At 60.0% G+C, this 24490-nt stretch carries 9 protein-coding genes and 1 tRNA gene (1 of these 10 only partly in view); all 10 read left to right on the top strand.

Annotated elements, in window-relative coordinates:
- The first annotated feature begins 42 nt into the window (after nucleotides 1–42).
- Nucleotides 43–2049 carry an ATP-dependent helicase gene (locus tag DES53_RS12085; RefSeq protein ID WP_113958515.1) on the top strand — a complete coding sequence of 669 codons (2007 nt, stop codon included), beginning with the start codon at nucleotides 43–45 and terminating at the stop codon, nucleotides 2047–2049.
- 104 nt (nucleotides 2050–2153) lie between these two features.
- Nucleotides 2154–2516: a HesB/IscA family protein gene (locus tag DES53_RS12080; protein ID WP_113958514.1), complete on the top strand. Its 363-nt coding sequence runs from the start codon at nucleotides 2154–2156 to the stop codon at nucleotides 2514–2516.
- A 93-nt stretch (nucleotides 2517–2609) separates the two neighbouring features.
- A tRNA-Lys gene (locus DES53_RS12075) sits at nucleotides 2610–2684 on the top strand.
- Nucleotides 2685–2932: 248 nt separating this feature from the next.
- On the top strand, nucleotides 2933–4585 hold the full coding sequence (locus DES53_RS12070) for a beta-galactosidase (protein ID WP_170157051.1): 1653 nt from the start codon (nucleotides 2933–2935) through the stop codon (nucleotides 4583–4585).
- Nucleotides 4586–4909: 324 nt separating this feature from the next.
- The gene (locus DES53_RS12065) at nucleotides 4910–6430 is read left to right on the top strand and encodes a TolC family protein (RefSeq protein ID WP_170157050.1); all 1521 of its coding nucleotides are present in this window, start codon (nucleotides 4910–4912) and stop codon (nucleotides 6428–6430) included.
- Between the two features lie 53 nt (nucleotides 6431–6483).
- On the top strand, nucleotides 6484–7263 hold the full coding sequence (locus DES53_RS12060) for an efflux RND transporter periplasmic adaptor subunit (RefSeq protein WP_170157049.1): 780 nt from the start codon (nucleotides 6484–6486) through the stop codon (nucleotides 7261–7263).
- Between the two features lie 37 nt (nucleotides 7264–7300).
- Entirely contained in the window at nucleotides 7301–9124 is a 1824-nt protein-coding gene (locus DES53_RS12055) for a GAF domain-containing protein (protein WP_113958510.1), read from the top strand.
- A gap of 20 nt (nucleotides 9125–9144) precedes the next feature.
- The gene (locus tag DES53_RS12050; protein ID WP_113958509.1) at nucleotides 9145–11292 is read left to right on the top strand and encodes a peptidase M50; all 2148 of its coding nucleotides are present in this window, start codon (nucleotides 9145–9147) and stop codon (nucleotides 11290–11292) included.
- 49 nt (nucleotides 11293–11341) lie between these two features.
- Complete coding sequence (locus DES53_RS12045) at nucleotides 11342–13363, top strand: preprotein translocase subunit SecA (protein ID WP_113958508.1); 2022 nt, start codon at nucleotides 11342–11344, stop codon at nucleotides 13361–13363.
- A gap of 124 nt (nucleotides 13364–13487) precedes the next feature.
- A protein-coding gene (locus tag DES53_RS12040; protein WP_113958507.1) for a hypothetical protein crosses the window boundary here: on the top strand, nucleotides 13488–24490 show its beginning. 21934 nt of this gene lie beyond the right edge of the window; 11003 of the gene's 32937 nt are visible here — the first part of the coding sequence; it begins with the start codon at nucleotides 13488–13490; its stop codon lies off the right edge, out of view.

Genomic DNA, 24490 nt, shown 5'->3' with positions numbered 1-24490 from the left:
TGAGCACGCCCGTTTTCCGGGACTGTGGATCGCTGAATTTCGATGTCGTTTTCCTTCGCTCTTCTCAACCTCCAGCAACGTGATGCTGTCCAGACCATTCATGGTCCCGTCTTGATTCTCGCCGGGGCTGGCACCGGCAAAACGCGTGTGATTACCATGCGCATCGCCAACATGGTGGACCAGGGCATTTCGCCTGAGAACATCGTGTCCGTGACCTTCACGAACAAGGCCGCGAGTGAAATGCGAGAGCGCATCACCGAAATCCTCGGCAAGGAAAAGGCGAAGAAGCTGACGCTGGGCACATTCCATGCCTTCTGCATGCGCTTGCTCCGGCAGCACGCTGAAGCCCTGGGTTACAAGAACAATTTCACCATCTACAGCCAGGGTGAACAGATCAGCCTGGTGAAGAAGATTCTCGCGCGCCTGCTGGTGAAGGAGGAGAACTACGACCCCAGCATGGCGCTCAGCCGCATCAGCAAGGCGAAGAATGCCGGTGAGAGCCTGGGTGATCCCATGCAGACGGTGGATGGCGCCTTGCAGCAGCTCTATACCGACGAGTTGCGTGCGATGAACGCGATGGACTTCGATGACCTTCTGCTCAATGGCGTGAAGCTGCTGGAGGATCATCCGGAAGTGCGCGAGGCCGTGCAGGGCAAACTGCGCTACGTGATGGTGGATGAATTCCAGGACACCAACACGCTGCAGATGCGTCTCCTGCGTGCGCTGGTGCCGCCTCCCCACAACATCTGCGTGGTGGGTGATGATGACCAGAGTATCTACGGATGGCGTGGCGCGGATATCACCAACATCAACGAGTACGAGTCCTTCTTCCCTGATCCGAAGATCATCAAGCTGGAGGAGAACTACCGCAGTACCACGCCCATTCTGCACACGGCAAACAGCCTCATTCGCAACAACGTAGGGCGTCGCGACAAGTCCCTCTGGAGCCGCAATGCCGGCCAGGATCCCGTTCGTCTCGTGGTGACGGAAGATGAAAAGGAAGAAGCCGCGCTCATTGCTGATGAGATGACGGACGCGCAGACCAAGGGTGAGAAGTGGGATGACATGGCGGTGCTCTTCCGCACGAATGAGCAGAGCCGCGTGCTGGAAGGTGAATTCCGCAAACGCAAGATTCCCTACCGCATCATCGGTGCCCGCAGCTTCTTTGATCGTCGTGAGGTGAAGGATATTCTGGCCTACCTCACGGTGCTGGCGAATCCGGACGATGACGTGAGCTTGCAGCGCATTCTAAATACGCCCACGCGCGGCATCGGTGCTGCTACGGCGGAGTTGGCTCGCGAGCATTCCATCAAGAAGCGGACGAGTGTCTTCGCCGCGCTGAAGGATCCGGAGTTTTTGGAGAACATCTCGCAGCGCCTGCAGGTGGTGATCAATGGCTTCGTCGAGACCATGGAAAGCTTCCGCGGCCAGGCCCACCAACCGCTGCAACCGCTGCAACCGCTGGCGGAAAAGTTTATCGCGGAGATCCGGTACATGGAGTACCTGGAGAAGCAGGCAAAGACGCCGGAAGATTTTGAGACGTGGAAGAACGGTGTGAAGATGCTCATGCAGTCACTCACCGGCTATGACGAGCGCGCGAAGGGCGAAGGTCTGCAGGGGTTCCTCGATGAGACGAGCCTCAACGACGATCGTGAGGAGAAGGAGGACATCACCAAGAAAACGGGTGTGTGCTTGATCACCCTGCACGCCTCCAAGGGGCTGGAGTTCCCCTATGTGTGGCTCCCCGGCATGGAGGAGGGCATCCTTCCACACAAGCGGTCCATTGATGAGAATCGCAAGGACGAGGAGCGCCGCCTCTTCTACGTGGGCATCACCCGTGCCATGCGCAAGCTGACCATCAGCCACTGCCGTTACCGTGTGAAGTGGGGCCAGAAGCAGACCTGCATGGCCAGCAGCTTCCTTCAGGAACTGGATCGCCAGTACGTGGAGGAGTTCGACCACGCCGCTTACATGAATGAGGATCTGGACAAGGACGACGCCACCGATTTCATGGCTGCGATGCGTCGGCAATTGATGAGCGAGGCGTAGGGGTATATGGTTGAGCTTCGAGTTCGTGATTCTTAGTTCCTGGTTGCCATTTTTGCATCTTGGGACAGGGGGGATAGGGCTTGAGATTCCAGAACCGTTTTTGAATGAGTGAACCCACCTACAAGCTGGGCAATGAGAAGCTGATCAAAGTGCTTCCCGGCGCCTCGAACCGCCTCCTGGGCCTGCTGAAGAAGCAGGGCCGGGCCGAGCATGGCGCATTGCGTATTGCCGTGGTGGGAGGGGGCTGCTCGGGGCTCCAGTACAAGATGGATCTCGTGGATGGCCCGGCCAACCGGGACATCATGGTCGTCTCCAACGAAGTTCGCGTGGTCATTGATCCCAAGAGCGCCCTGTTCGTCTCCGGCAGCGAACTGGACTACAGCGACGATCTCCAGAGCGAGGGTTTCAAGGTGAAGAATCCGAACGCCATTGTGACGTGCTCTTGTGGGGAAAGCTTCGCCGCGTAAGACGGAGAAGAAAAAGAGCCCAGAAAGTGAAATTCTGGTCTCATTCAGCTTGCATTTTTGGCAGGTTCAGGCAGGTTCTCAACCCTCGCACATGGGTTTGTAGCTCAGTGGTAGAGCAGGAGACTCTTAATCTCTTGGTCGTGGGTTCGACCCCCACCGAACCCACCATGTTTTTCAGCGATGCCAAGAAGGCCGCTGACTGTTGCGAAGGCTGAGGTCAACTCGGCTGGCTTGTGATCACGAGCCTTGAGCTCCACAGAGCGGAGCAGCAGAGTTGCATTGCCGGCACCGGCTTCGCTATGCTTCGTGAAAACGGAACCGCGATGATTCTTTCCTCCTGCTTTCTCCGTGGCGCATTGGCTGCTATCCTTGTCATTAACTCGGCGCCCGGAGCACTTTTGTGCGCAGAAGAGGCATTGGACCCCACCGCCCTCGGTCCCTTTGGCATTGGGAGCTGCCACATCAACAATCGCTCGGTGCAGGACGCGGAGCGGTGGGTGCCGCAGATGCAGGCGATTGGGTTGAAGTACTACCGGGCACTGCCCACGGGGTGGTCGCAGGTGGAACCGGAGGAGGGAAGGTGGGATTGGAAGGCTCTGGATGCCCAGCTACAGTATCTCAACGAGCATGGCTTCGTGGTGGGTGGGCTGCTCAACGGCGGCGTGAAGTGGAACACGCTGGACAAACCTGGCACCCTGCCAGTCAACAATCTGCCGGCGTGGTCAAGATATGTTGCCGCGCTCGTGGGGCATTCGAAGGAACGCGTGAAGCGTTGGGAGGTGTGGAATGAGCCGCCAAATGGCACCGGTCGCGACCAAACGCCGGCGGACTACGCAAAGCTCGTGGTGGCCACTTACAAGGCGGCAAAGTCGGCGGACTCCGAGAGCTTGATTGGCATCGCCGCGAAATCAGTGCACGTGAACTACCTCGATCAAGCCATCCAGGCGGGAGCAAAGGATCACTTCGACTACATCACTCTGCATCCCTATGAAGTGCTGAATGGCATCGCGGACAATGCCGGTACCGAAGCCGTCTTCATGAACATCGTGCCCACGGTGCGCAAGATGCTTGCTGTCCGGAACCCGGAGAAGATGCATGTACCCATCGTATTCACGGAGCTGGGATGTGATGTGAAGAAAGGCGCGGACGTGCAGGCCCACGCTTTGGTGAAAGCGTACACCATGGGCATCGCGCAAGGGGTGGCGTGCATCCAGTGGTTCGAGGGCATGGATGGAGACAGTGGCCCGTTGGGACTGCTGGATCGCAAAGGTGTCGAGCGTCCCTCCTACACAGCCATGGGGCAGATGATCCGTCATCTTGGCCAGCATCCGGAGTACCTTGGCTGGGTGATCTACCAGGAGAAACACTATGGCTTCGTGTTTCAGGGGGCGAAGGGTACGGTGCTGGTGACTTGGGCCCGCCAGGCAAACGCGGCGGACCTTCAGTTTGGCAAGGAACTGGAGGTGGTGGATCCGCTGACGGGCCAAATCACGCGTGCGGACAAGCTCAGCTTGTCTGTGGCACCTGTGCTCGTGCTGGATGTACCGGAGGCGACTCTCAAAGAAGCACGAGAAAGCAAGGGGAAGCCGCTCCCCTGGGGCGGTGACTACGCCGAAGCCCGGTCCGTATCCATCACCATGGATGGTGAGGGGCGGCCTATCGAAAAGGGATTGCATACCTTCTCGGGAGAATCCGTCGCCGGGGCGGTTGTGGCCTACGGCGGCTCGGCGCGTGCCGGCAATGTTCCCGGAGGAAACATCTTCATCGTCGATCCGCAGTTCTTGTCCTACACCACCACGCCCATTGAGATCACCGCGGTCGTGCGCCGCAATGAGGCGAATGACAACGCGGGATTCAAGCTCGTGTATGAGTCCACCCGTGGACTGAAAACTGCCAAGGCAGGTTGGTATACCGTTCCAGACAACAAGGAGTGGCACACCGTGCGCTGGAAGATCGACGATGCGCAGTTTGTGAACTACTGGGGCTACAACTTTGCCCTCGAGTCGGACGGCAACCAGTACAACAAATACTACCTCCAGTCCGTGACGGTCACCAAGGTGGCCAAGTGACGCGGGCACATCACTGAGAAACACGGATCTCTGGTAAAACAAAAAGGCGTACTTCACCAAAAGTGCGGGTGCATTTGCCTACCATTGCTTGATCCAGGTGACATTCTCACCTTTCAACCAAATTGCAGAGAAAACGTCCTCGACTTTTTGCACGAGGGCCTGCTAAGTAGAAGGACGGTTGACCGTTCTAGATAATCTGTACATATGAAACAGTCTTGTGTTTCAGTGAGGCCTTCTTTCTATCATTTCTCCATCCCGCACGCAGTAGTCGCTGTGGCAATTATGTTTGGTGTGGAAGTTCATGCTGAGCCTGCCGTCGAGCACATGACGCTGAAACAGGTGGTGGCATTGGCCTTGGAGAACAATCACGACATCGCCGTACAGAATCTGAACAAGGTCATTGAGCTGGAGCGCGCGAACATTGCCCGGGCGACATTCGATCCAAAGTTGGAGGGCGCCTATGCCTATCAGTTCATCGACACTCCGCAGAACGCGCAGGACTACGTGGCCACGGGTGGTGGTGCCGCCACGCCTGAGGTCATCGCTTCGCAGACGGGTCTCTCGACGCCATTCCTGACGGAGCCGTCGATTTTTGAGCAGCGCAATCACGTGGCAAAACTTGCCGTGGTGCAGAAGGTCCCGTGGGGCACCACCCTCGAACTGGGCAGCAGTCTTCGCGTGCTGGACAACACGCTGAATCGCAACATGCCGCCCGGGCTCTTCAATCCGGAGTACGAAACGTTTTCCGGTCTGACGTTGACCCAACCCCTTTTGAAGGACTTTGGCTCCACGGCGAACCTGGCCGAGTTGAGGATTGCCAAATCTAACATGCGCGTGGCGGATTTGGAGTGGCGCTCCCGGACGGCTGCCACGGTAGGAAATGCCATGAAGCTCTACTACGATGTCATCTTTACGTACGAGAACATGGCGGTGCAACGTGACTCCATCGAACTGGCGCAGAAGCTGTACAGTGATAACAAGAAGCGGAGCGAGCAGGGTGTGATTCAGCCAAATGACGTACTCGCCGCGGAGGCCGCTGTGTATGAGCGCAAGGACGGAGCATTGCTCGCAGAGACCCAGTACATCGAGCGCCAGAATACTCTGCAGGTTCTTTTCAAGAAGGGTACGGATGCCGCGAAGAGCTTGAGAATCCGTCCTGCCGATCGACTGAAGGACTCGGTAGAAGTTTCCTCCCGCGAAGAGTTGCTGGGCAAGGCGTCTGCGGCCCGGTATGACATCCTCCAGGCGATGGAGATTGTGGACCAGCGCCGGCACCAGACCTTGCTTGCGGAAAATCAATCCCGTCCGCGCCTGGACCTCATCGCCAGCGCCGGGGTGCATGGTCTCGCTGGCGGCACCGGTCGATCCTATGACAGGGCGTTGGATGGACAAGGTCCAGAGTGGACGGTGGGCGTGACATTCTCCGTGCCGCTGGGCTTCAAGCGCAACCGTTCGCAGGCCCGCCTCGCGGCGCACCAGGAGACACAGGCGATTATTGATGTGGATCGGGTGAAGGCCCAAATCTCCCTGGAACTGGATACGGTGTTGAGCCGCATCGAAATGGATCGTCAACGTCTGGTCTCCGCTCGCAAGAGCCGCGAGGTCGCCTTCCAGACCATGGAGGGTGAAGTGAAGAAACTCGCCGAGGGCGTGTCCACGAGCTATCAGGTGCTGCAGTATCAGGAGGAGTATTCCCAGACTCGCAGCCGCGAACTGGCTGCCCTCGCGGACCTCAACAAGGATCAAGTGGATCTCTGGCTGGTGACGGGCCAGATGTTGGAGAAGCAGGGCATTGTCGTGGAAAGCGATGACAAAGAGGCGCGTGCCGTGCCGTCCCAGAAATAAGCCAGTCGAGTCCGTAACACATGCCTGAGATTCCCCTGCCAGTTCGCCCAATCATGCAGCGGCCACGGAGCCGGGGTGTGCTGGCGCTGCTGGTGGTCGCGACCTGTTGCATGGCGCCTTTCGGAGACGCAGCAGATGCGCCCGCACTCAGCGAGGGTGTCGTGAAACCCTTTCGTGCTGTGACCATCAGCGCTTCCATCCGCGAAATCATCCGCAAGATCCAGGTGGAAGAAGGGGACCGAATCAAGGAGGGGCAGCCTCTGGTCAATCTTCAATCGGAGAAGCAGCAGCTCGCCGTGGAACGGTACGAGCAGATGATCAGCAAGGCGCAGTTCGACTACAATGCAGCCAAGCGTCTCTTTGATCAAAATGTCTCGAGTCGCGATGATGCCCTCGCGAAAGAGGTGGAGCTGAAACGTCTCCAGGCAGAGCTGAGCATTGCGAAAGCGGAACTCGCGGAGCGCGAGATCCTCTCCCCGCTCACCGGCGTGGTCGTGCGGAAGTTCAAGGAGTCGGGCGAGTCCATCAGTGAGAACGACCCCATCCTGCAAGTGATGACCACGGATCAGGTGCTGCTTCTCTTCCACCTGGAGGCATCGCAACTTCCGGCCATCAGTCTGGGCCAGGAATTCGCTGTGCAGTTTCCCGAGATGCCAAACGTGAAGAGTTTGAAGGCGAAGGTCAATTTCATCGACCCTGAAGTCGATGCCCGCAGTGGGCTCTTCCGCGTGAGGTTGTTGCTGGATAACAAGGAGGGCACCATCCGTCCCGGCCTGCGAGTGCAGGCGGCGTTTCCCCCACCGCCGGGAAAGACGGCCCCGGCCCAGTCGTGACGGTGCTTGCCTTGGCGGTTGATTCTATCTGGCCTTCATGAAATCCGAACTCACGGAGACTGCTCCCACTTCCGGTTATGAATCCCTGGCGGAGTTTGCCGGTGAACCGGGGATTTTCTGGGGCCGTCTCTGTGAATACACCCGGTCGCGTCTGCAGGCGGAATCGATCTGCCTGCTGGTGGGTGGAGGAGCGGGAAGTGAATTTCGCGTGCTGGCCCAGTCGCCACCGGGTGCGGCCAAGCGCATCGCGCAGTCGGGATTGACCGGCGAATTGTGCAACGCCACGTCATCCGAGTTCAGTTCCCTCCCGGGATTGCTGGGACGGAAGTACCAGGCACTCGCGTTTCCCGCCCGCGAAGGACTGCCTCCGCTCTGGATGGTCGCCGAAATACAGGCGGACGAAGCTGAGGAATCGCTGAGAGAACTCGTCTCCAAGGAAGCACGGGCGCTGGCGGATCAATATCAGAGCCGGCGGCATGCACAGCGCAGTGAAGAGAAGCTGCTCAACCTTTCCCAGGTCATGGACTTGGGACTGGCGCTTGGCGAGAGCAACCATTTCCAGGAAGCGAGTCTGCGCTTGTGCAACGAACTCGCCGCACCCATGCGGGCCTCACGTGTGTCGCTGGCCTGGTTGGAAGGGCAGGATCTCAAGCTGTGTGCCACCAGCCATGGCGGACGCATTTCCGCCGGTTCGCAGGAAGCACTCGCACTCCAGCAGGTGATGGAGGAAGCTTCGGACCAGGACAATGAAGTGTGCTGGCCCGAGCTGTCAGGCACCTCTGTGGTGAGCCGGGAGCATCGGAAGTTCTCCACCGCACGCGAGGGCGTGTCGGTCACCTCAGTGCCGCTGCGTCATCAGCAGGAGGTGCGCGGTGTTGTGTGCCTGGAGCGTGCGGTCGAAGAAGGGGCGTGGGAACATGGAGAGCTGGAGCGCGTGCGCCTGCTCTCAGATCTGGTTGCGCCGCGATTGGAGAATCTGCATTCACGTACTGGCTGGATTGGCAAGCGCTCGTGGCGTGCATTGCGCCGCAAGGCGGCCGGCTGGCTTGGTCCGGACCACACGGGTATGAAGCTGGCGGTGGTATGCACCTGCGTGACCTTCCTCGCGCTCGCGTTGATCCGCGTGGACTACAAGGTCAAGGCGCCCTTCATCCTGAAGACGGATGCCGCCTCGTTGATTGCCGCGCCATTCCCCGGGTACATTGAAGAGGCCTCCTTTCATGTCGGCGACATGGTGAAGAAGGGTGATGTACTGGTGCGCCTCGACAAGAAGGAACTCCTGCTGGAAGAGGCGGACACGGTCGCCCTGCGTAACAAGAGTGAGCGCGAAGTCCGCAGCAACCAGGGCGAAGGCAAGTTGGCCCAGATGCTCGTGGCGCAATCAGAAATGCAGCAGGCCGACGCGAAGCTGGCTGTCATCCGCCGCAGGCTGCAGCTCACGGAAATCACCGCACCTTTTGATGGCGTGATTGTAGAGGGAGATCTTCGCGAGCGGCTTTCTTCTCCGGTGCAGAGCGGCGAGTTGCTGCTGAAGGTGGTGCAAATCAAAGACCTCTTCGGTCAACTCCAGGTGGATGAACGCGACATCTCCTACCTCTCTGCAGGTTTGGAGGGTGACCTCGCATTTGCCAGCCGGCCGGGAGAGCACTACTCGGTGAAGGTGGATCGCTTTGAACCGGTGGCTGAAGTGCGACCAGAAGGAACCGTGTTTGTGTTGCGTGCCCAGGTGCTCGGTGAACCCCAGGCGTGGTGGCGCCCGGGCATGAGTGGTCTGTGCAAGATCTCGACGGAGAAGCGATCCCTGCTCTGGATCGGTACTCACCGCCTGGTGGAGGCACTGCGTCTCTGGCTCTGGGTCTAGTTTGACGGATGTAGCCTCACATGAATCGTCCGCCCACTTTCGACGAATCCTGGCACCGCGTGGAGGATCGCCGCGTATGCCTGCGGCCGGGTGTGGAAATCTTTCCCCAGCGTTTTCGTGGGATGCGGTGGTACGTGGTGCAGGACTCGTTGGGGAATCGCTTTTTCCGCATCCGGCCGCCGGCCTACCGCTTCATCTGCGAGCTGGAGCGTTCGCGTACGGTGGGTGAAGCATGGGAGCGCAGCCTCAAGATCGCGCCGGAGGAGGCGCCAGGTCAGGGTGAGGTGGTGCAGCTTCTCTCACAACTTCATCAAGCCGGGCTGCTGCGTAGCGATCTGGAGGGGGATGTCGCCGCCTTGTTCGAGGCGCAACGGAAGGAGCAAAGCCGACAGGTCGCCACGCAGTGGGCGAATCTCTTTTTCCTCCGCATTCCGCTTATCAATCCGGACCGATTTCTCCAGCGCACCCTGCCTGCGGTGGGGTGGCTGATTGGCAAGGTGGGGTTGGTGCTTTGGAGCGCGCTGCTGGTGCTGGGAGTGAAGGCGATTGTGGAGAACTGGGGGCAGTTCCGTGCTGAGAGTGGAGGTCTGCTGGGCGCGTCGAATCTTCCCTGGTTGTATGCCTCCATCATCGTGATCAAGGGGCTCCACGAGTTTGGCCACGGATACTTCTGCCGGAAGTTTGGTGGCGAGGTGCCGCAGATGGGCATCATGCTGCTTCTCTTCAATCCGCTGCCCTATGTCGATGCGTCCTCGAGTTGGGCGTTTCGGGAGAAGGGCAAGCGGGCGCTGGTGGGGGCGGCGGGCATGATCGTGGAGGTTATCCTGGCTTCGCTGGCAGCGATCATCTGGGCGAATACCGGAGAAGGGTTGGTGCATGCTCTCGCCTATAACGTCATCATCATCGCGTCTGTCGGAACGCTGCTCTTCAACCTGAACCCGCTCTTGAGGTTCGATGGGTACCATATCCTTTCCGATCTCCTGGAGGTACCGAATCTCCAGGCTCGCGCCTCACGGACGACGCTGTATCTGGTGGAGCGTTATCTCTTCCGCGTGCCGAATGCGGTCAATCCGGCTGAGTCTCGTACAGAGACATTCTGGCTGGCCTTCTATTTTGTCGCGTCCTTTATCTACAGGATCCTGCTGTTGGCGGGCATCCTGTTGCTCGTTTCGAAATGGTTCTTCATCGTCGGTATCCTGCTGGCGATTGGCTTCTCGATCCTCTGGCTCGTGATGCCGGTCTTCAAGGCCATCCAGTACCTGCTGACCAGTCCGCGGTTGGAGGGCAGGCGCCAGTTGGCCGTGGGACTATGTGCCATTCTACTCGTCACCATTATCGGCGTCATCGCCTGGGTGCCGCTGCCTAGCCACTTTCGTGCGGACGGGGTCATTCGCTCGGATCCCTTTGCACGGGTCTATGCTGGTAGTGCCGGTGATTTGGTCGAGGTCATGGTCCCCTCGGGTACCATGGTCACCCAAGGGCAGCCCTTGGTGAAGATGGTCAGTTTTGATCTGGATCAGGAAATTGAACTGCTCCGGCTGGACCTCAAGCGGCTGCAAACGATGAAGCGCGAGGCACTGGAGGCTGACCCTGTTCGCAGGCTGAGCCTTGAGGAGTACCATCAGGCCCTGCTCGTCCGTCAGCACAAGCTCGCTGAGCAGAAGGAGTCTCTGCTGGTCCGGGCGCCGGTGGCAGGCAGGTGGATTTCGCCAGAGCTGGCCACTGTGCTGGGGGCGACACTGCAACGCGGCACCGAACTCGGCGTGGTGCAGGGTGAGGGAAAATTCTACATGGCTGCCGTGGTCCGTCAGGCAGAGGTCGCGCGCTTGTTTGGCGGAAACATCCGTGAAACGGGTGTGAAGGTCCGCGGCCAGGAGGAGAGGACGTTGGGAGTTTCGGACCTGCAAGCCATCCCAGCGGACCATCCCGCATCGAGGCAGGATCGGCAACGTCAGGGGGGGCAAGGTGCGGGCGGAGCAAATGGGGCCCCGGGCGCACTGAGCTCGGAGCCGTTTTTCGAAGTGCGTGCGTTTCTGGTTCCCCAGTCCGGCACGATCCTGGTGCATGGCCAGCAGGGAGTAGCCCGTCTGGATTTGCCGTGGGAGCCGCTCCTTTCCCAGTGGGTGCGGAGTCTGCGCCAGCTCTTCCAGCGCAACTACCGGGTGTGATTCACGATGGTGTGCTTTCCGCTTTCCTGTCCGCCCGACTTCCCCTGCCATGCCGACGCCCACCGACCGACAGCGCACCGTCCATGAGAGACGGCGCGCTCCGCGACCCCGGGGTCTGGACGCGGTGAGCCATCACATTCTGGGATGGTTTAAGCGGGCCCCCCGGCACCTGAAGAAGATCAAGGCGTCCGCGGAGCGCATGGACCAGCTTCGCCAGCAATATGCTGAACTGAAGGACGGCACCCTGAATGAACGGCTCGTGGAGATGCGCCAGCGCCGCAGGGCGAATCCATCGGACGTGGATGAGACTTTGGAAGAAGGGCTGGCTCTGCTGGCGGTGGTGGCACACCGGGAGCTGGGCCTGTCACCGTATGGGGTGCAACTCATGACCTCCGCCGCGCTGGCGCGTGGATTTTTGACCGAGGTGGAGACAGGGGAGGGGAAGACTCTCGCCCTAGCCCTGACGGCAGCCTACCAGGCTTGGACAGGGCGGCCCTGCCACGTGATCACCGCGAATGACTACCTCGCGGGCCGCGATGCCGAGCAGCTCGAGGCTTTCTATATCAGGGCGGGTCTGTCCGTGGGGCGCGTGCTTGGAGACACGACGGATCCTGATCGACGTCGCGCGTACGGTCGGGCCGTCACCTACACCACCGCCAAGGAGGCTGCGGCAGACTATCTTCGGGATCGGCTGCGGATGCAGGGGCTGGAGGAATCTGGAGCCCGATTGGCGCTGGCCCAGATGACCGGGGCCGGACGTGCCCCGCAGGGGGAGCCGGTGCAGCGCGGGCTGTATTTCGCCCTCATCGATGAGGCGGATAACGCTCTCATCGACGAGGCTGTCACTCCGCTCATCATCAGTCGTGCCCTTCCTGCCGGGCAGCTTGAGAATGCCTGTGCGGCGGCTTGGAAGGTTGCGGAGAGGATGGTTTCGGGGGTGGACTATGAGGTGAATCGGGTGCGCAAGGGCATCGAAATTGAGCTCGAGGAGTTGGAGAAGTTTGCCATGGAATATGAGGTCCCAGAGGCCCTCCTCTGGGCTAGTCCCTCCCGCCGTGCGGAGCTCTTGAGGCTGGCCTTGGAGGCCCGGGAGTTTTTCAAGAAGGACGTACAGTATGTGGTCGAGGAGGGGAAGGTCGTCATCGTGGATGAGGCCACTGGACGCCCCATGCCCATGCGCACCTGGCGCCAAGGACTGCATCAAATGATGGAGGCCAAGGAGGGCGTGCCCCTTTCGGGTGCGAGCGAAACCATGGCGCGAGTCTCCTTCCAGAGTTTCTTCTGCAAGTATGAAAACCTCGCCGGCGCATCGGGTACGGTGAAGGAGGTGGCGGCGGAGATCTGGCGCACTTATGGCCTGCCCACGCTCACCATTCCCCGCCACTTACCGTCCCAAAGGCAGAGCTTGGGCTGGCATTTCTACCCCAGTCGCGACGCCAAAAACCAAGCGATTGCGATTGAAACGAAGGCCCGGCATGCCCGGGGGCAGCCGATTTTGATTGGTCTGAGGAGCGTGGAAACCAGTGAGTCCTTGGCTGAGCATCTCGTTGGGGAGGGGCTGAATTGTCATATTCTCAATGCCCGGCGGCATAAGGAGGAGGCCATGACTGTCATGCAGGCGGGCCACCGCTCCCGCATCACCATCGCCACAAACATGGCCGGTCGAGGCACCGACATTCGACTGGAAGCAGGGGTGGCAGATCTTGGTGGACTCCATGTGATCGCTTCTGAGCCGCACGAGAGTGCGCGGGTGGATCGGCAGCTTTTTGGGCGTGCTGCCCGCCAGGGAGATCCCGGGTCCGTGCTCGCGATCTACAGTGGGGAAGACCCGCTTTTCGTGCGTTTTCTGCCGTCCGTTTTGCGGCGTTTCTGGGTTTGGACCATGGCCCGAAGGGGCGTCCCCGGAAGCTCCGGGATGGGTAGTTTCCTGGGAAAAGTCATGCTCCGTTGGGCCCAGTATCGTGCCCAATCTCTGGCTTCCAAAAGCCGCCGTCAGGTCATGCTGGCCGAGGCGGAAATCGGCAGAGGACTGGGATTTGCCAAGGGCGGCGCCCGCCAAAAGGCATCATGAAACTCCCTAGGTATTGCTTTATTTATCGAAATTCTCGAAAAACCGTTTGTGTTTAGTCTGTTCCAAAATTTAGTACTTTGGTTTATGTAGCCACGTTGTGGCCTCATGCCTCCTCTCCCGGTTCATGGAGCGCACCAAAAAATCACGCACGCCAACCTACGCCACTCGGCCCATGCGGCTGAAGGGGGAGTACGTGGGCGCGTATCTTTTGGAGATTCTGGAGCCTCGCATCCTGCTCTCTGCCGGTCCGGTAGACGCGGTGGTGCCGTTGACGGATGCACCCCAAACAGTGCAGGAGCAGCCCCAACAAGATCCCTACCAGCAGACCGAAATGGCGCTCTGGCAGGCACCCGAAACGGACTCGCAATCCTCGCAGGATTCCGCCGAAACGGACTACATGTTTGGTGATACCCAACCGCTGGAGGACCCCACGGAACCCCTCGAAACCGGGGTGTTGCCACAGCTCCCCGAGGCCCAAACGCCTGTGACCCTGCCTTCCGAAACGGAGACTCCCGTGACGGATTCGGCTGACGACCTCCACGAAGAGGACGAATTTTCTCTCAACCCTGAGAGCAACGAAGACGCCGAAACTCCCGCTCCTGCGGCTTCCGAAGAGGGTGCGGGCGGCGAAACGACGAGCATTTTTGAGGAGCAACCTGCTCCGATTTTGGGCGCGGATCTCGAGCAGCCCATCCTCCCCACGACGGTTGAAAATGACCCGACGGGCGGTGCCGAGCAGCAGCACGTTCTAGCTGACTCGAGCCAGGAGTCGACGCCCACAACTGCCCCGACTCCGGCGGATACAATTTCACAGGAAGGGACCACTGGAGACATCTCCAATCCCACCCCTGAGCAAATGGTCGAGACCCTGCATGCTGCCCACGGCCCTCCGGCTGGCGCCAATCTCCCCTCTGCTGTTCTTGACTCAAATTCAACGTATTCCGGCTATGCAGCTTACCTAACGGCTGACAATAGGCTCGGCATTTTCGTATCCGGAGACGTCGATCTCTGGAGTTTCCGCCCGGATTACCTCAAATCCCAAGGCGTTACAGGCCTGATTTTCCACGGCAGCGATGCCACGGATGACACCCTTACGATCGACATGACGCGCGGTGATGTGCCGCTCTCGGTCGAGTTTCATGGTGGGGTTGGCGGGTTCGATTCCCTAATCCTCAATGGAGCCACTGGTGGCAGTTACACCCCTGGCCAAGTTTACGGGGATGGAGTCATCCAGTCCGGTAACACCCAGGTCTCCTTCACCGGCCTTGAGCCCGTTTATGTGAATGGCGCCTCGGTCACGGGTACTACCCCCGGAGGATTAACTGTCGCAAATCCGAGTTTCACTTTTGTGACGCCGGGCGGAGTGGATGTCATCACGATCGACCGTGTCGGATCGGACGTCGGACCTGACCAGCTTCGCATCGCGGGCACGAGCGGTGGTGCCGCTTTCGAGTATATCGTCTTCAAGAATATCCAGACGGTCACCATCAACACCGGTACCAACGATGTCGCCGGATCCTGGAATGACCGGGTGACGATTGATGCCCCCCTGTCTGCCACCGGGCTACAGAATCTGATCATCAACACCGGCGCCGGTGATGACATCGTCGACCTCAAGAAACTGGCGGCGGACAATGGAGTGACGGTCACCCTCGATCTGGGAACCGGAACCAACACCGTCATCGGACCTGAACTCGGCGGTGCCTGGACGCTGACCGGAGTGGGAGCCGGCAATCTGAAGGTCACTCCTAGTGCGGCTGGTGTAGTGAATTTTACCAATGTTCAAAACATCACAACCGGGACTGGATCGGACAACTCATTCTTGTTCCGTGACGGTGCCCGCTTGGCTGGTACCCTCACCGGCAATCCTGAAAACGCCGACGCGGTCGTGGTGGAAGTGCAAGCAGTGGCTGGGCTCCAGTCGGTGGTCTTCAATGTCACTCCCGATACCTCAAATGGGTCGGTCACGGTCGGTGGGACGACGGTGGTCAACTATGTTGGCATCCGCAATCCGTCCAACCTCCAGATTCTCGGTACGACCAGTTCTGATACCATGCGCCTCAAGCGAGGCAGCGCGGCGGACACGGTGGTGCTGGAAAGCCCATCCACCTTTGGCGCCATCACCGTCCAGGGGCTGGCCGACTCCCTGACCATCCGGGGGGGGAATGGTAACGACGAACTCACCGTCGACCCCCAGCTCCTCAATGCGGACACGGGATTCCTCTTTGATGGCCAGGACGGCACCGACTCCCTGATCATGGCCGCGGGCACGGTGGTGGCGGGCCTCACGGATGGGACCAGCTACATCGTCATCCCGCACGCCACGGATTCGAAGAAGCTCCAGCTCGCCCTGACGTCCTCTCCCGCCACGCCGGTGGACCTCACCAATATTGCCAACGGCTCAGAGCACTACCTCCTGCTGGGTTCAGCCAAGTCGTTTGTCGTTCCTCCAGCCGGTCTCCTGGAAGACACCCTGGTCTTCGCCACGGCCCATGGATTCACCACCGGTCAGGCAGTCCTCTATAATAGCGGAGCCAACCGGAGCATCGGACCGCTGGTCAGTGGCGCGGTCTATTATGTAGTGGCCACGTCCGCGACTACCCTGCAACTCGCGCTGACCTATGAGTATGCGATGCGCGCCACGCCGGATACGGTCAGGCTGACCGACGGAGGCCTGAGCCTGCCGAGCACGACGCACACCCTGCAGCGTGCTCTTGTTTTCGATCCGGTCCTGGGTGTGGATCTGGCTGGCAACACCATCACTACCCGCGATGCTCACGGGATCACGTTGAGCGGCGGTCCGACTACAGTACAGTACCGTGCCGGTGCGAAATTCGATCTCGCTCAATATATAGCCTCCACGACTGACAGCGGCATCGTGAGCCGGGATGACATGGGCGTGCAGTACATCCGTGTGGAGTCGGTGGAGGACCGCTCCCAGGCAAATGAGCGGGTCGTTCGCCTGCCACAGGCCGACAACGTGGCGGTGGTGTCCAAGGCGAGCGGTAACATTCAGGTGACCAGTTCGAACTCCAAATTCACTACCGTCAGGGTGGTCGAACCGCTTAACTACCTCGGCATCGAACTGATTGGCGGTAGCAACACTGTCATCGTGCAGATGTTCACGCCCGATGGCGCTTTGGGCTTCACCATTGATGGAAGCCCCGCGGGCATTGCCGAGGTGCCGGATGTGGTGGGCATCCCGAACATCAATCGCCTGGAAGTGCAAACCACCATCGGTGCTGCCGCGCAGACCTTTGTCTTTAGCAAGGACGTCGTGGACAACACGAAGGGCAGCTTCACCTTCAATGGCACGACCTTCCTCTCCTATAGAGGGATCGAGGATGCCCCGCATTTGTATGTCAATGGTACCACCGGGGTGGATGCCATCACGATCACCACACCTTCCAGCAACATCCAAATCGCCACCTCGGGTCTTGGAACCGTTTCCGCCTCGATGGCCGGTGGGTCCCTCACGGTGGATGGCGCGGGCGGAAATGATACCTTTACTTTGAATGGTGGCGTCAACGTCACCACGCCGCTCATCCTTTTGGGCGGAGCCCAGACGGATACTCTCTCCATCAATGGGACCTACAGTGAGCTCACTTACGGCGGGTTCGAAACGGTGACAGACAGTGCCACGGTGGCCATCCGCACCTTCCTGGCAACGGACAACGATGACACCATCACCTTGCGTCCGGGTACTGGCCAGCGTCTGGAACTCGTGCTCGGTCCGCAGACCATCACCTTCAGTGAGCCAACCACACGCCTGCGCATCCTGGCCGGTGGTGGTACGGATGAGATTACGGTGGACCTCGCCGCTCGTGCAGGTGGCTCGAACAATGACTTCACCGCGGTGCTTGAGTTGGATGGGGGCTCCGGCACCGACTTGGTCACCGTCAGCGGGGGCAACTTCGCTTCCCTCCAGTTGAGCAACTTCGAGACGATTGAAGATTCCTCGACGACGGCATCGTACGTTCTCAAGGCTCCCAATGTCGACAATCAAATCCGCCTGTCCCGTGATACTCCCGGGAAGTTGAAGATTGAGAGCCTGAACGGCAGCTTCAGCACGATTGTCATCAACGACCCCACCGTCATCCTCTCCCTGTTTGGCGGAGACGGGGACGATACCTTCACTGTTGTGGGGACGCTGACAATGGCCGCGAGCCTTCTTATTGTAGGCGGCAAGGGACGCGACTCGATTTCGTTTAATGACGACCTGTATCTTCCGGGCAAAATCCTGACCGCCGATGCTGAAACCATCTCGGTCGCTGCGAACAAGACGATCTCCACGCGACAGGTGGTGAGCGACCATCTGAATGGCGCCTCCACGGGAGCATCGGGTGGCATCTTCTTCATTCCCACCACCACTGAGCCGGGCCGGCCCAACGGCCGGCGTGAGAATCATATCGAGACCATTACCATCAATACGGGAGCCCGTTTGCTGGCGCATGGGTCGACAAGCTTTGCTGCGGGAGACATCCAGCTCCGGGCCGGCACTCTTGGCTATGCGGACGACTGGACGATCAAGATCGTCAACGCCGAGGCGAAGGTGATCATCAACTCGGCGACCATCAAGGGCGGCAATGTGGTGATTGAGGCAGTGGCCCGCGCCACCCAACGCACCAGCTTCCTGCCGGAGAGTATGGAGAACATTCCTGCGCCGCTCGTAGGAACGCTGCTTGGAGGTGCACTCGGCCTGCCTGCGGCGGCCTCCGTCTCCACCGCCACGGCCACGGTGGAAATCAATGGCACCACCTCCATTGTCGCCGATGATCTCAAGGTGCTGGCTCGCGCGCACACGCAGGCTTCCGCGATGGTGTTCGTGGCGGGTCTGGGGGTGGTCTATCTCGAGTCCAGCCCGAAGGCGAACCTCACGGTGCAGAATGGCGTGACCATCACCACCAAGGGAGATGCGTCATTCACCACGGATTCCACCAGCCTCCTCACCGGCACTGCCGTGGTGCTGAAGCTCAGCCGGAGTGATGGGTTCCCGGTGAATGTGGCTCTGGCCATCGCTGACTCCAGCGCGGAATCCAAGACGCATCTGCAGAAGGGCTCGACCATCAATGCCGGTGGAAATGTCTCCGTGATCGCCGAGACCGTCTGGAACCACGCGCTTACCGCGACGGCTGGCTCCTTCCGCAACGGCGTAGTTGGCATCGCGGTCACGGTCTCCCTGTTCGACAGCAAGGCCGATGCCTGGGTGGATGGAACGGTGATCGCAAATGGCGACATCAAGGTAGCCGCCGAATCCCGTGTCTTCACCTTCTCCAAGGATGTCGATAAGTCCAAGGCCGCGGGAGGCTGGAACTCTGCAAACTATGGACGCAACCTGTTTGTCTCCAGCGGTGCCGCGGGCAGCGGTGGCATCGCGAATGCCATCATCAAGGGCGTGTGGGCAGTTTCCGCTCCCGTTCGTGCCATCCGCAACCTGTGGATTGCCAAGCTGAAGGCGTCCCTCGGCACGATGGACAAGACGAATGGCATCGCGGGATCCATCACCTATGGAGAGCAGACGCACACCACCTCGGCGCGCATCGGTGACTCCGCCACTTCCACGGCGACCGCAGGCGACCACGCGGTGGTGAAATCCATTGCCGGTAATATCCTTGTCAGCGCACATACCATCGACACCCCCCAGACCTCCGCCATCGCCGGTGTCGATTATTCGAATGCGCCGGATGAAGTGAAGAAGAAGGGCCTCGCCATCGGCATCACCGTCGCCGACCTGACTTACGATTCCCAGGCCTACATTGGCAAGTATGCCGAAGTGGATGCGGCCAAGGTGCTCTCCATTTATTCGAAAACCAGCCTGCCCTATGACATCAAGTGGGCAGATGTGGGGCAGAGCTCGGACAATGGGCCAGGACTGATTGGTCCTGTGATTGGGTCCATCGTCTCCAAGGTGAATCCGAACGGCGGCATTCAGAACGGATTCTTTACTTCGTGGGGACAGGCAAGTGCCATCTCGCAGGACATCGCCATTGCTGCTGGGATCAACTACTTCGAGATCAATCCCTCCGCCCACGCCTTCATTGATCAGTTTGCGAAGGTCAATCAACTGACTTCCATCGATGGCACCAATGCTGTCGTGCGTGGAGACCAGGAGGTGCTGGTGCAGGCGGTGTCCGAGGTGCAGACTGTCAACCTGGTTGGGAACATCAGCTACCTTGGTCTGCCATTCATTCCCGGCACCGCATTCTATGGGCTCAAGTCCGGCAATGCCATAGGCGCCGCGGTTCTCATCCTCAATTACAACACCACGACCACCGCGCAGATTCGCACGGGGGTGATGCTGAAGGCAAAGACTCTGTACGTGTCCGCCTCGAGCAGCTCTGGTGCGATCAACTTTGCGCAGTCCGGCGGCTCCGCGAGCAAGTTCGGTGGCGTGGGTGTGTCTGCGGTGATCACCGTCGACCATCTCACGGTGGCCAGCATCGACGATGGTGCGGTCATTACGGTGCTGAGCGGACCCACGACTCTTCGCGGAGCAAACGGAGTGGCCCTGACGGACAGCGGGAATCAACCCATTACCGTGGCAGAGTCTCTCAGTGTGCTCGCCTCGGATGACGTGCGCATCGTGAATATTGCTGGTGGCTTCCTCCGCTCCCAGAGCGTGGGTGTGGGCGCCTCCATACCGATTGCCATCGTCAATCGCACAACCAAGGCGTACATCGGCAACGACCCGGATGACGCGAGCGCCACCGATGACAGCGGGAACATCAATTCCGGTGGGTCGATTGCCGTGAAGGCGACCAGTTCGGGCTACAGCGCCAACGTTGGCATCGCAGGAACCTACAGCACGAGCACGCCGGTGGATCCGTCGGATCCGAATGCGAAATTCACGGGTGGCGCAGGCGAGTTCGGCATTGGTATTTCGGGTGACTTCACCATGAATGACTTCACGGACAACACCTATGCGTTTGTCCGCAAGGCAGTGATCTCCTCCGGTGCGGGGCTGTCCATCGTGGCCACCAATTCCACCCAGCTCATGGCATTGGCCGGTGCGGTGGCCATTTCCGCGAACGACCCGATGGCCAATGCTCCGGGTGCACTGGCGGGCTCGGTCGCGTACAACCTGGCTGACAATGAAACCAAGGCCTACATTGAAGCATCGAGCATCACCCTGTCTGGCAATCTGCTGGTGAAGGCAGAATTGCCCTCGCTGGAATTCGGCACGGGTGATGTCAAACCCACTTACATCGCGCTGGCCGCGGGTCTCGGCGTGGTCCTGGCCAACAACCTGTCCGGTACCAGTTTCAATGTCACCGGCTCGGTGGCCTACAATGACATCGAGAATGACACCCGGGCATTCGTGAAGGGATCGACGGTCACAACAACGGGTTCGGCCACGGTAACGGCGCTGAATGACTCCATGATCGTGGGTGTTGGCGGCACGCTTGGATACGGTGGCCGTGTTGGTATCGGAGCGGCTGTTGCCATCAATGAAGTCGCCGGTGTGACCGAGGCCTATCTCGAGGACACGGATCTCTCCGCGACCTCCCTGACGGTATCGTCTTCCACCGTGGGTGAGATCATCGCCGTCGCGGCTGCCGTGGCGTACAGCGGGGCGACCCCCAAGCCGCCGGGCGGCTTCCAGTTGGAGATTTCCGTTACCAGGAACACTATCGGAGTTGCCACACGCTCCTATATCTTGGGTAATAAGACGGTCGGCGGCTCAGTGACGGCTACCTCAGGAGACATTTCGCTTACGGTGAATGACACCTCCTCGATCTACTCGGGCTCGGGCGCGATAAGTATCACCAGTGGATCTTCTATTGCGGCGGGTGCGGCGTTTGCCTTCAACACCATCACCAATTCTTCCCGTTCGTCCATCAGCGGGTCCAAGGTCACGGCTTCCGCGGGCAAGGTGACGCTCAGCGCCAGTTCCCGTCCGGAGATCATCGGCATCGCCCTTGGCGTGGCGGCATCCACCGGCCAGCCGTTTTTCACTGGAGCAGGCTCCGTCGCGGCGAACGAGATCGTGACCTCGGTGGAAAGCTACATCGCCAGCTCCTCCACCGTCACTGCGAGCGGTAACATCTCCCTGCTGGCTGAGGACAAATCGGAGGTGGATGCCTTCACCGGTGGCTTCTCCATGTCGTCTTCGGGGCGCGGCGCTGCCGCCGCTTCCGTCAGCTACAATCGCGTCACCAACGGCCTCACGGCTTACATCGGTGGCTCAACCGTGACTTCCAGCGGTGGCCATGTGACGGTGAAGGCGGTGTCCACCCCGCTCATGATTGCCATCGGTGCGGCTGGAGCCGGCACCTCCGGAGGCACCTCCATCAACGGCGCGGGTGCCATCTCGGTGAACTCGATCGCGAATGCGGTGGATGCGCACATCTATAACTCCACGGTCACAGCGACGCTGGGGGATGTGATTGTGACCGCATCGGAGTCGGCCACCATGTATGTCGTGGCTTTGTCTGGCGGCATCGCCGGGGGCACGGGAGCAGGCATTGGAGCCACGATCGCCTACAATTATGTGGGAGGCACCATCCAGGATCAGATGGCAGGTGGCACCTCCCCGGATCCCAATGTCATCTCCTTCCTTGATGGCCCGGCCAGCATGCCGACGCCCTCAGCCGGAAATGCGGATACCACGCTCAAGAGCGCGGTCACCGCCTACATCGACTCTTCCACCGTGACTGCGGGTGGCCGTGTGCAGGTGCTCGCTGGGTATCAGGATCCTGCCACGCTGGATGATCTCGGCCCGCTGGAAGTGGAGAACATTGTCTTCGCACCCGGCTCGCAGGCCAGCTTCTTCTCGGACAGCATCCGGTTCAGCACGCCGCATGGCTTCACCACTGGTCAGGAAGTCGCCTACCAGCAGAGTGCCACTCCCATCAGCGGGCTTACGACGTACACGACCTACTTTGTCATCGTCCTTGATGCCAACACCATCATGCTGGCCACCTCCCTGGCCAATGCGCAGGCTGGTATCGCCATCCAGTTGGCGAACAAGGGCACAGGAGCGAACCACCGATTCTTCGCGGTGGATGCCAGCACCCGGGTTCAGTTCAACCCAGGGGATGTGACGGTTACGGAGACCAACAAGACCAACCTGGGCAAGGCGCATGGCTTCAACACCGGCGACTATGTGGTGTATCACAGTGGAGAGAATGCGGCGGACAACCTGACGGGCCTTGTGGATGGCAGGGTGTACTATGTCACCAAGATCGATGACAACGTCCTCAGGCTCTCCACCATCGCCAATCCGGCCACCTTCATCGTGGTGTCAGGCGGCGTGGGCACGGGACACAGCCTGACACGTCTGCAAACCACCTTCCTCGCAGTTGACTCAGCAGGCACTGCGATCACGGTCCACAACAACAATGCCAGCACCATCAACCTGGGCAGTGACCATGGACTCGAGACAGGTGATGCGGTCATCTATAAGAATGGTGGTGGCACGAGCATCGGGGGGCTGGTGGACGGCCAGACCTACTATGTCATCAAGGTTGGCACCGATCGCATTCGCCTGGCCGCAATTCGCGCGGATGCCCTGCTGACGACGCCGAAGTACGTCGAACTGCTCAACGCAGGCACGGGCTCGACGCACCGCTTCATTGTGAAACCGAGAGAAGTGGCGGCTAATGGTGAGTTGCTTCCGCTGCCGGTGCCGATTGGCGCGCAGATCGTGGCAGTCACCGTGGGAGGTGGTGGTGGCACGAAGGTGAGCGGATCGGGCTCTGTCGCACTGAGCTTCATCCGCATGAGCGTGGATGCTCACATCAAGGACATCACCGGCACAAAGTCGATCGTCGCAGGTGGAGGCATCAGTGTCCTTGCGGAAGACACCTCCCATATCGACATGGGCACCGGCGCCCTCTCGCTCAGCGGGACCGGCGGCACGGCCATTGGCGCCTCTGTCGGTGTGGCGGACATTCGCAACGTCATCAAGGCGGGCATCGAGAATGCCAAAGTGCAATCCCTCACGGGAGCCGTGACGGTGAGCGCGACAGAAAAGGCCCGCATCATCAATGTGGTGGCCGGCGGTGCGGGAGCCAGTGGAGCCAGCGGCATCGCGGCGGGCGGCTCCATCGCGGTGAACATCATCAAGAATGTCGTCGAGGCTTACATCAAGGCCGCCTCGGATGTGGAAGCCGATACCAGCGTCACGGTGTCGGCGTTTGACATGAGCTCGGCCGCCACCCTTGCCGGCTTTGTTTCCGTCAGCTTCGGCGGCAAGGGCGGTGTGGGTCTGTCCTTTGCGGTGAATGACATCGGCACCAGCATCAAGGCGTACATTGACAACTCGATGGTATTCGCAGGCACCGACCTGAGTGTGGAGGCGAAGTTTGCCAAGCCCTCCACCCTGCCTCCTGGGCTTGATGCGCAGATTTCTGCCATGGCCGTGAGCGGCGGTGGCGCTTCGGACATCGCGGGCGCCGGTTCCGTTTCGCTGAACTGGATCCACAACATCGTCGAGGCCCGCATCGCCAATATCGGCAACCTGAACCTCGTCACCACACGTTACAACGGCGTCGAAATTTTTGCGGGTGGCAAGCTCAGCGTGATGGCGAGTGATTCCTCCACCATCAACACCATCACGGGTTCCGTCGCAATTTCCGGTCTCGGAGCCACTGCGGTCTCGGGTGCGATTGGAGCCTCGGTGTCCTACACGTACATCGGGAACGACCCGTACAATGACACATCGACTCTTGGCAATGTGGTGCGCGCCGCCATTGAAAACATCACTGGCGTCATCACCACCGGCCAGACGGAAGTCACCGCCACCAGCAGTGCCAGCGTTCTGAATGTCAGCGTAGGTGGTGCCGCAGCGGGGAACTTTGCCCTTGGCGCATCGGTGGCCATCAATCGCATCCGCGTCACGACGGAGGCCTATATCAGCGGCTCCGGCACCGCTACGCTCAATGCCACCAGCGCCACGAGCCCTGCGGTCAAGGTCACCGCCACGAACGGCTCTTCCATCAGGGCCTTCTCCGGTGGATTCGGTTTGGCCATCAACTTGAAGAAACCGGCTGGCGCGGCCTTCGGCGTTTCGGTCTCAGACAACGGCATCAACTCCACCACCACCGCCTACATTGATGGCATGAGCGTGGTGGCGAATGGCGGCATCCATGTGGCGGCCACAAACACGGGCAACAGCATCTGGGC

It is taken from the genome of Roseimicrobium gellanilyticum (assembly GCF_003315205.1).
Lineage (GTDB): Bacteria > Verrucomicrobiota > Verrucomicrobiia > Verrucomicrobiales > Verrucomicrobiaceae > Roseimicrobium > Roseimicrobium gellanilyticum.
This window is presented reverse-complemented; position numbering and strand designations above follow the sequence as displayed.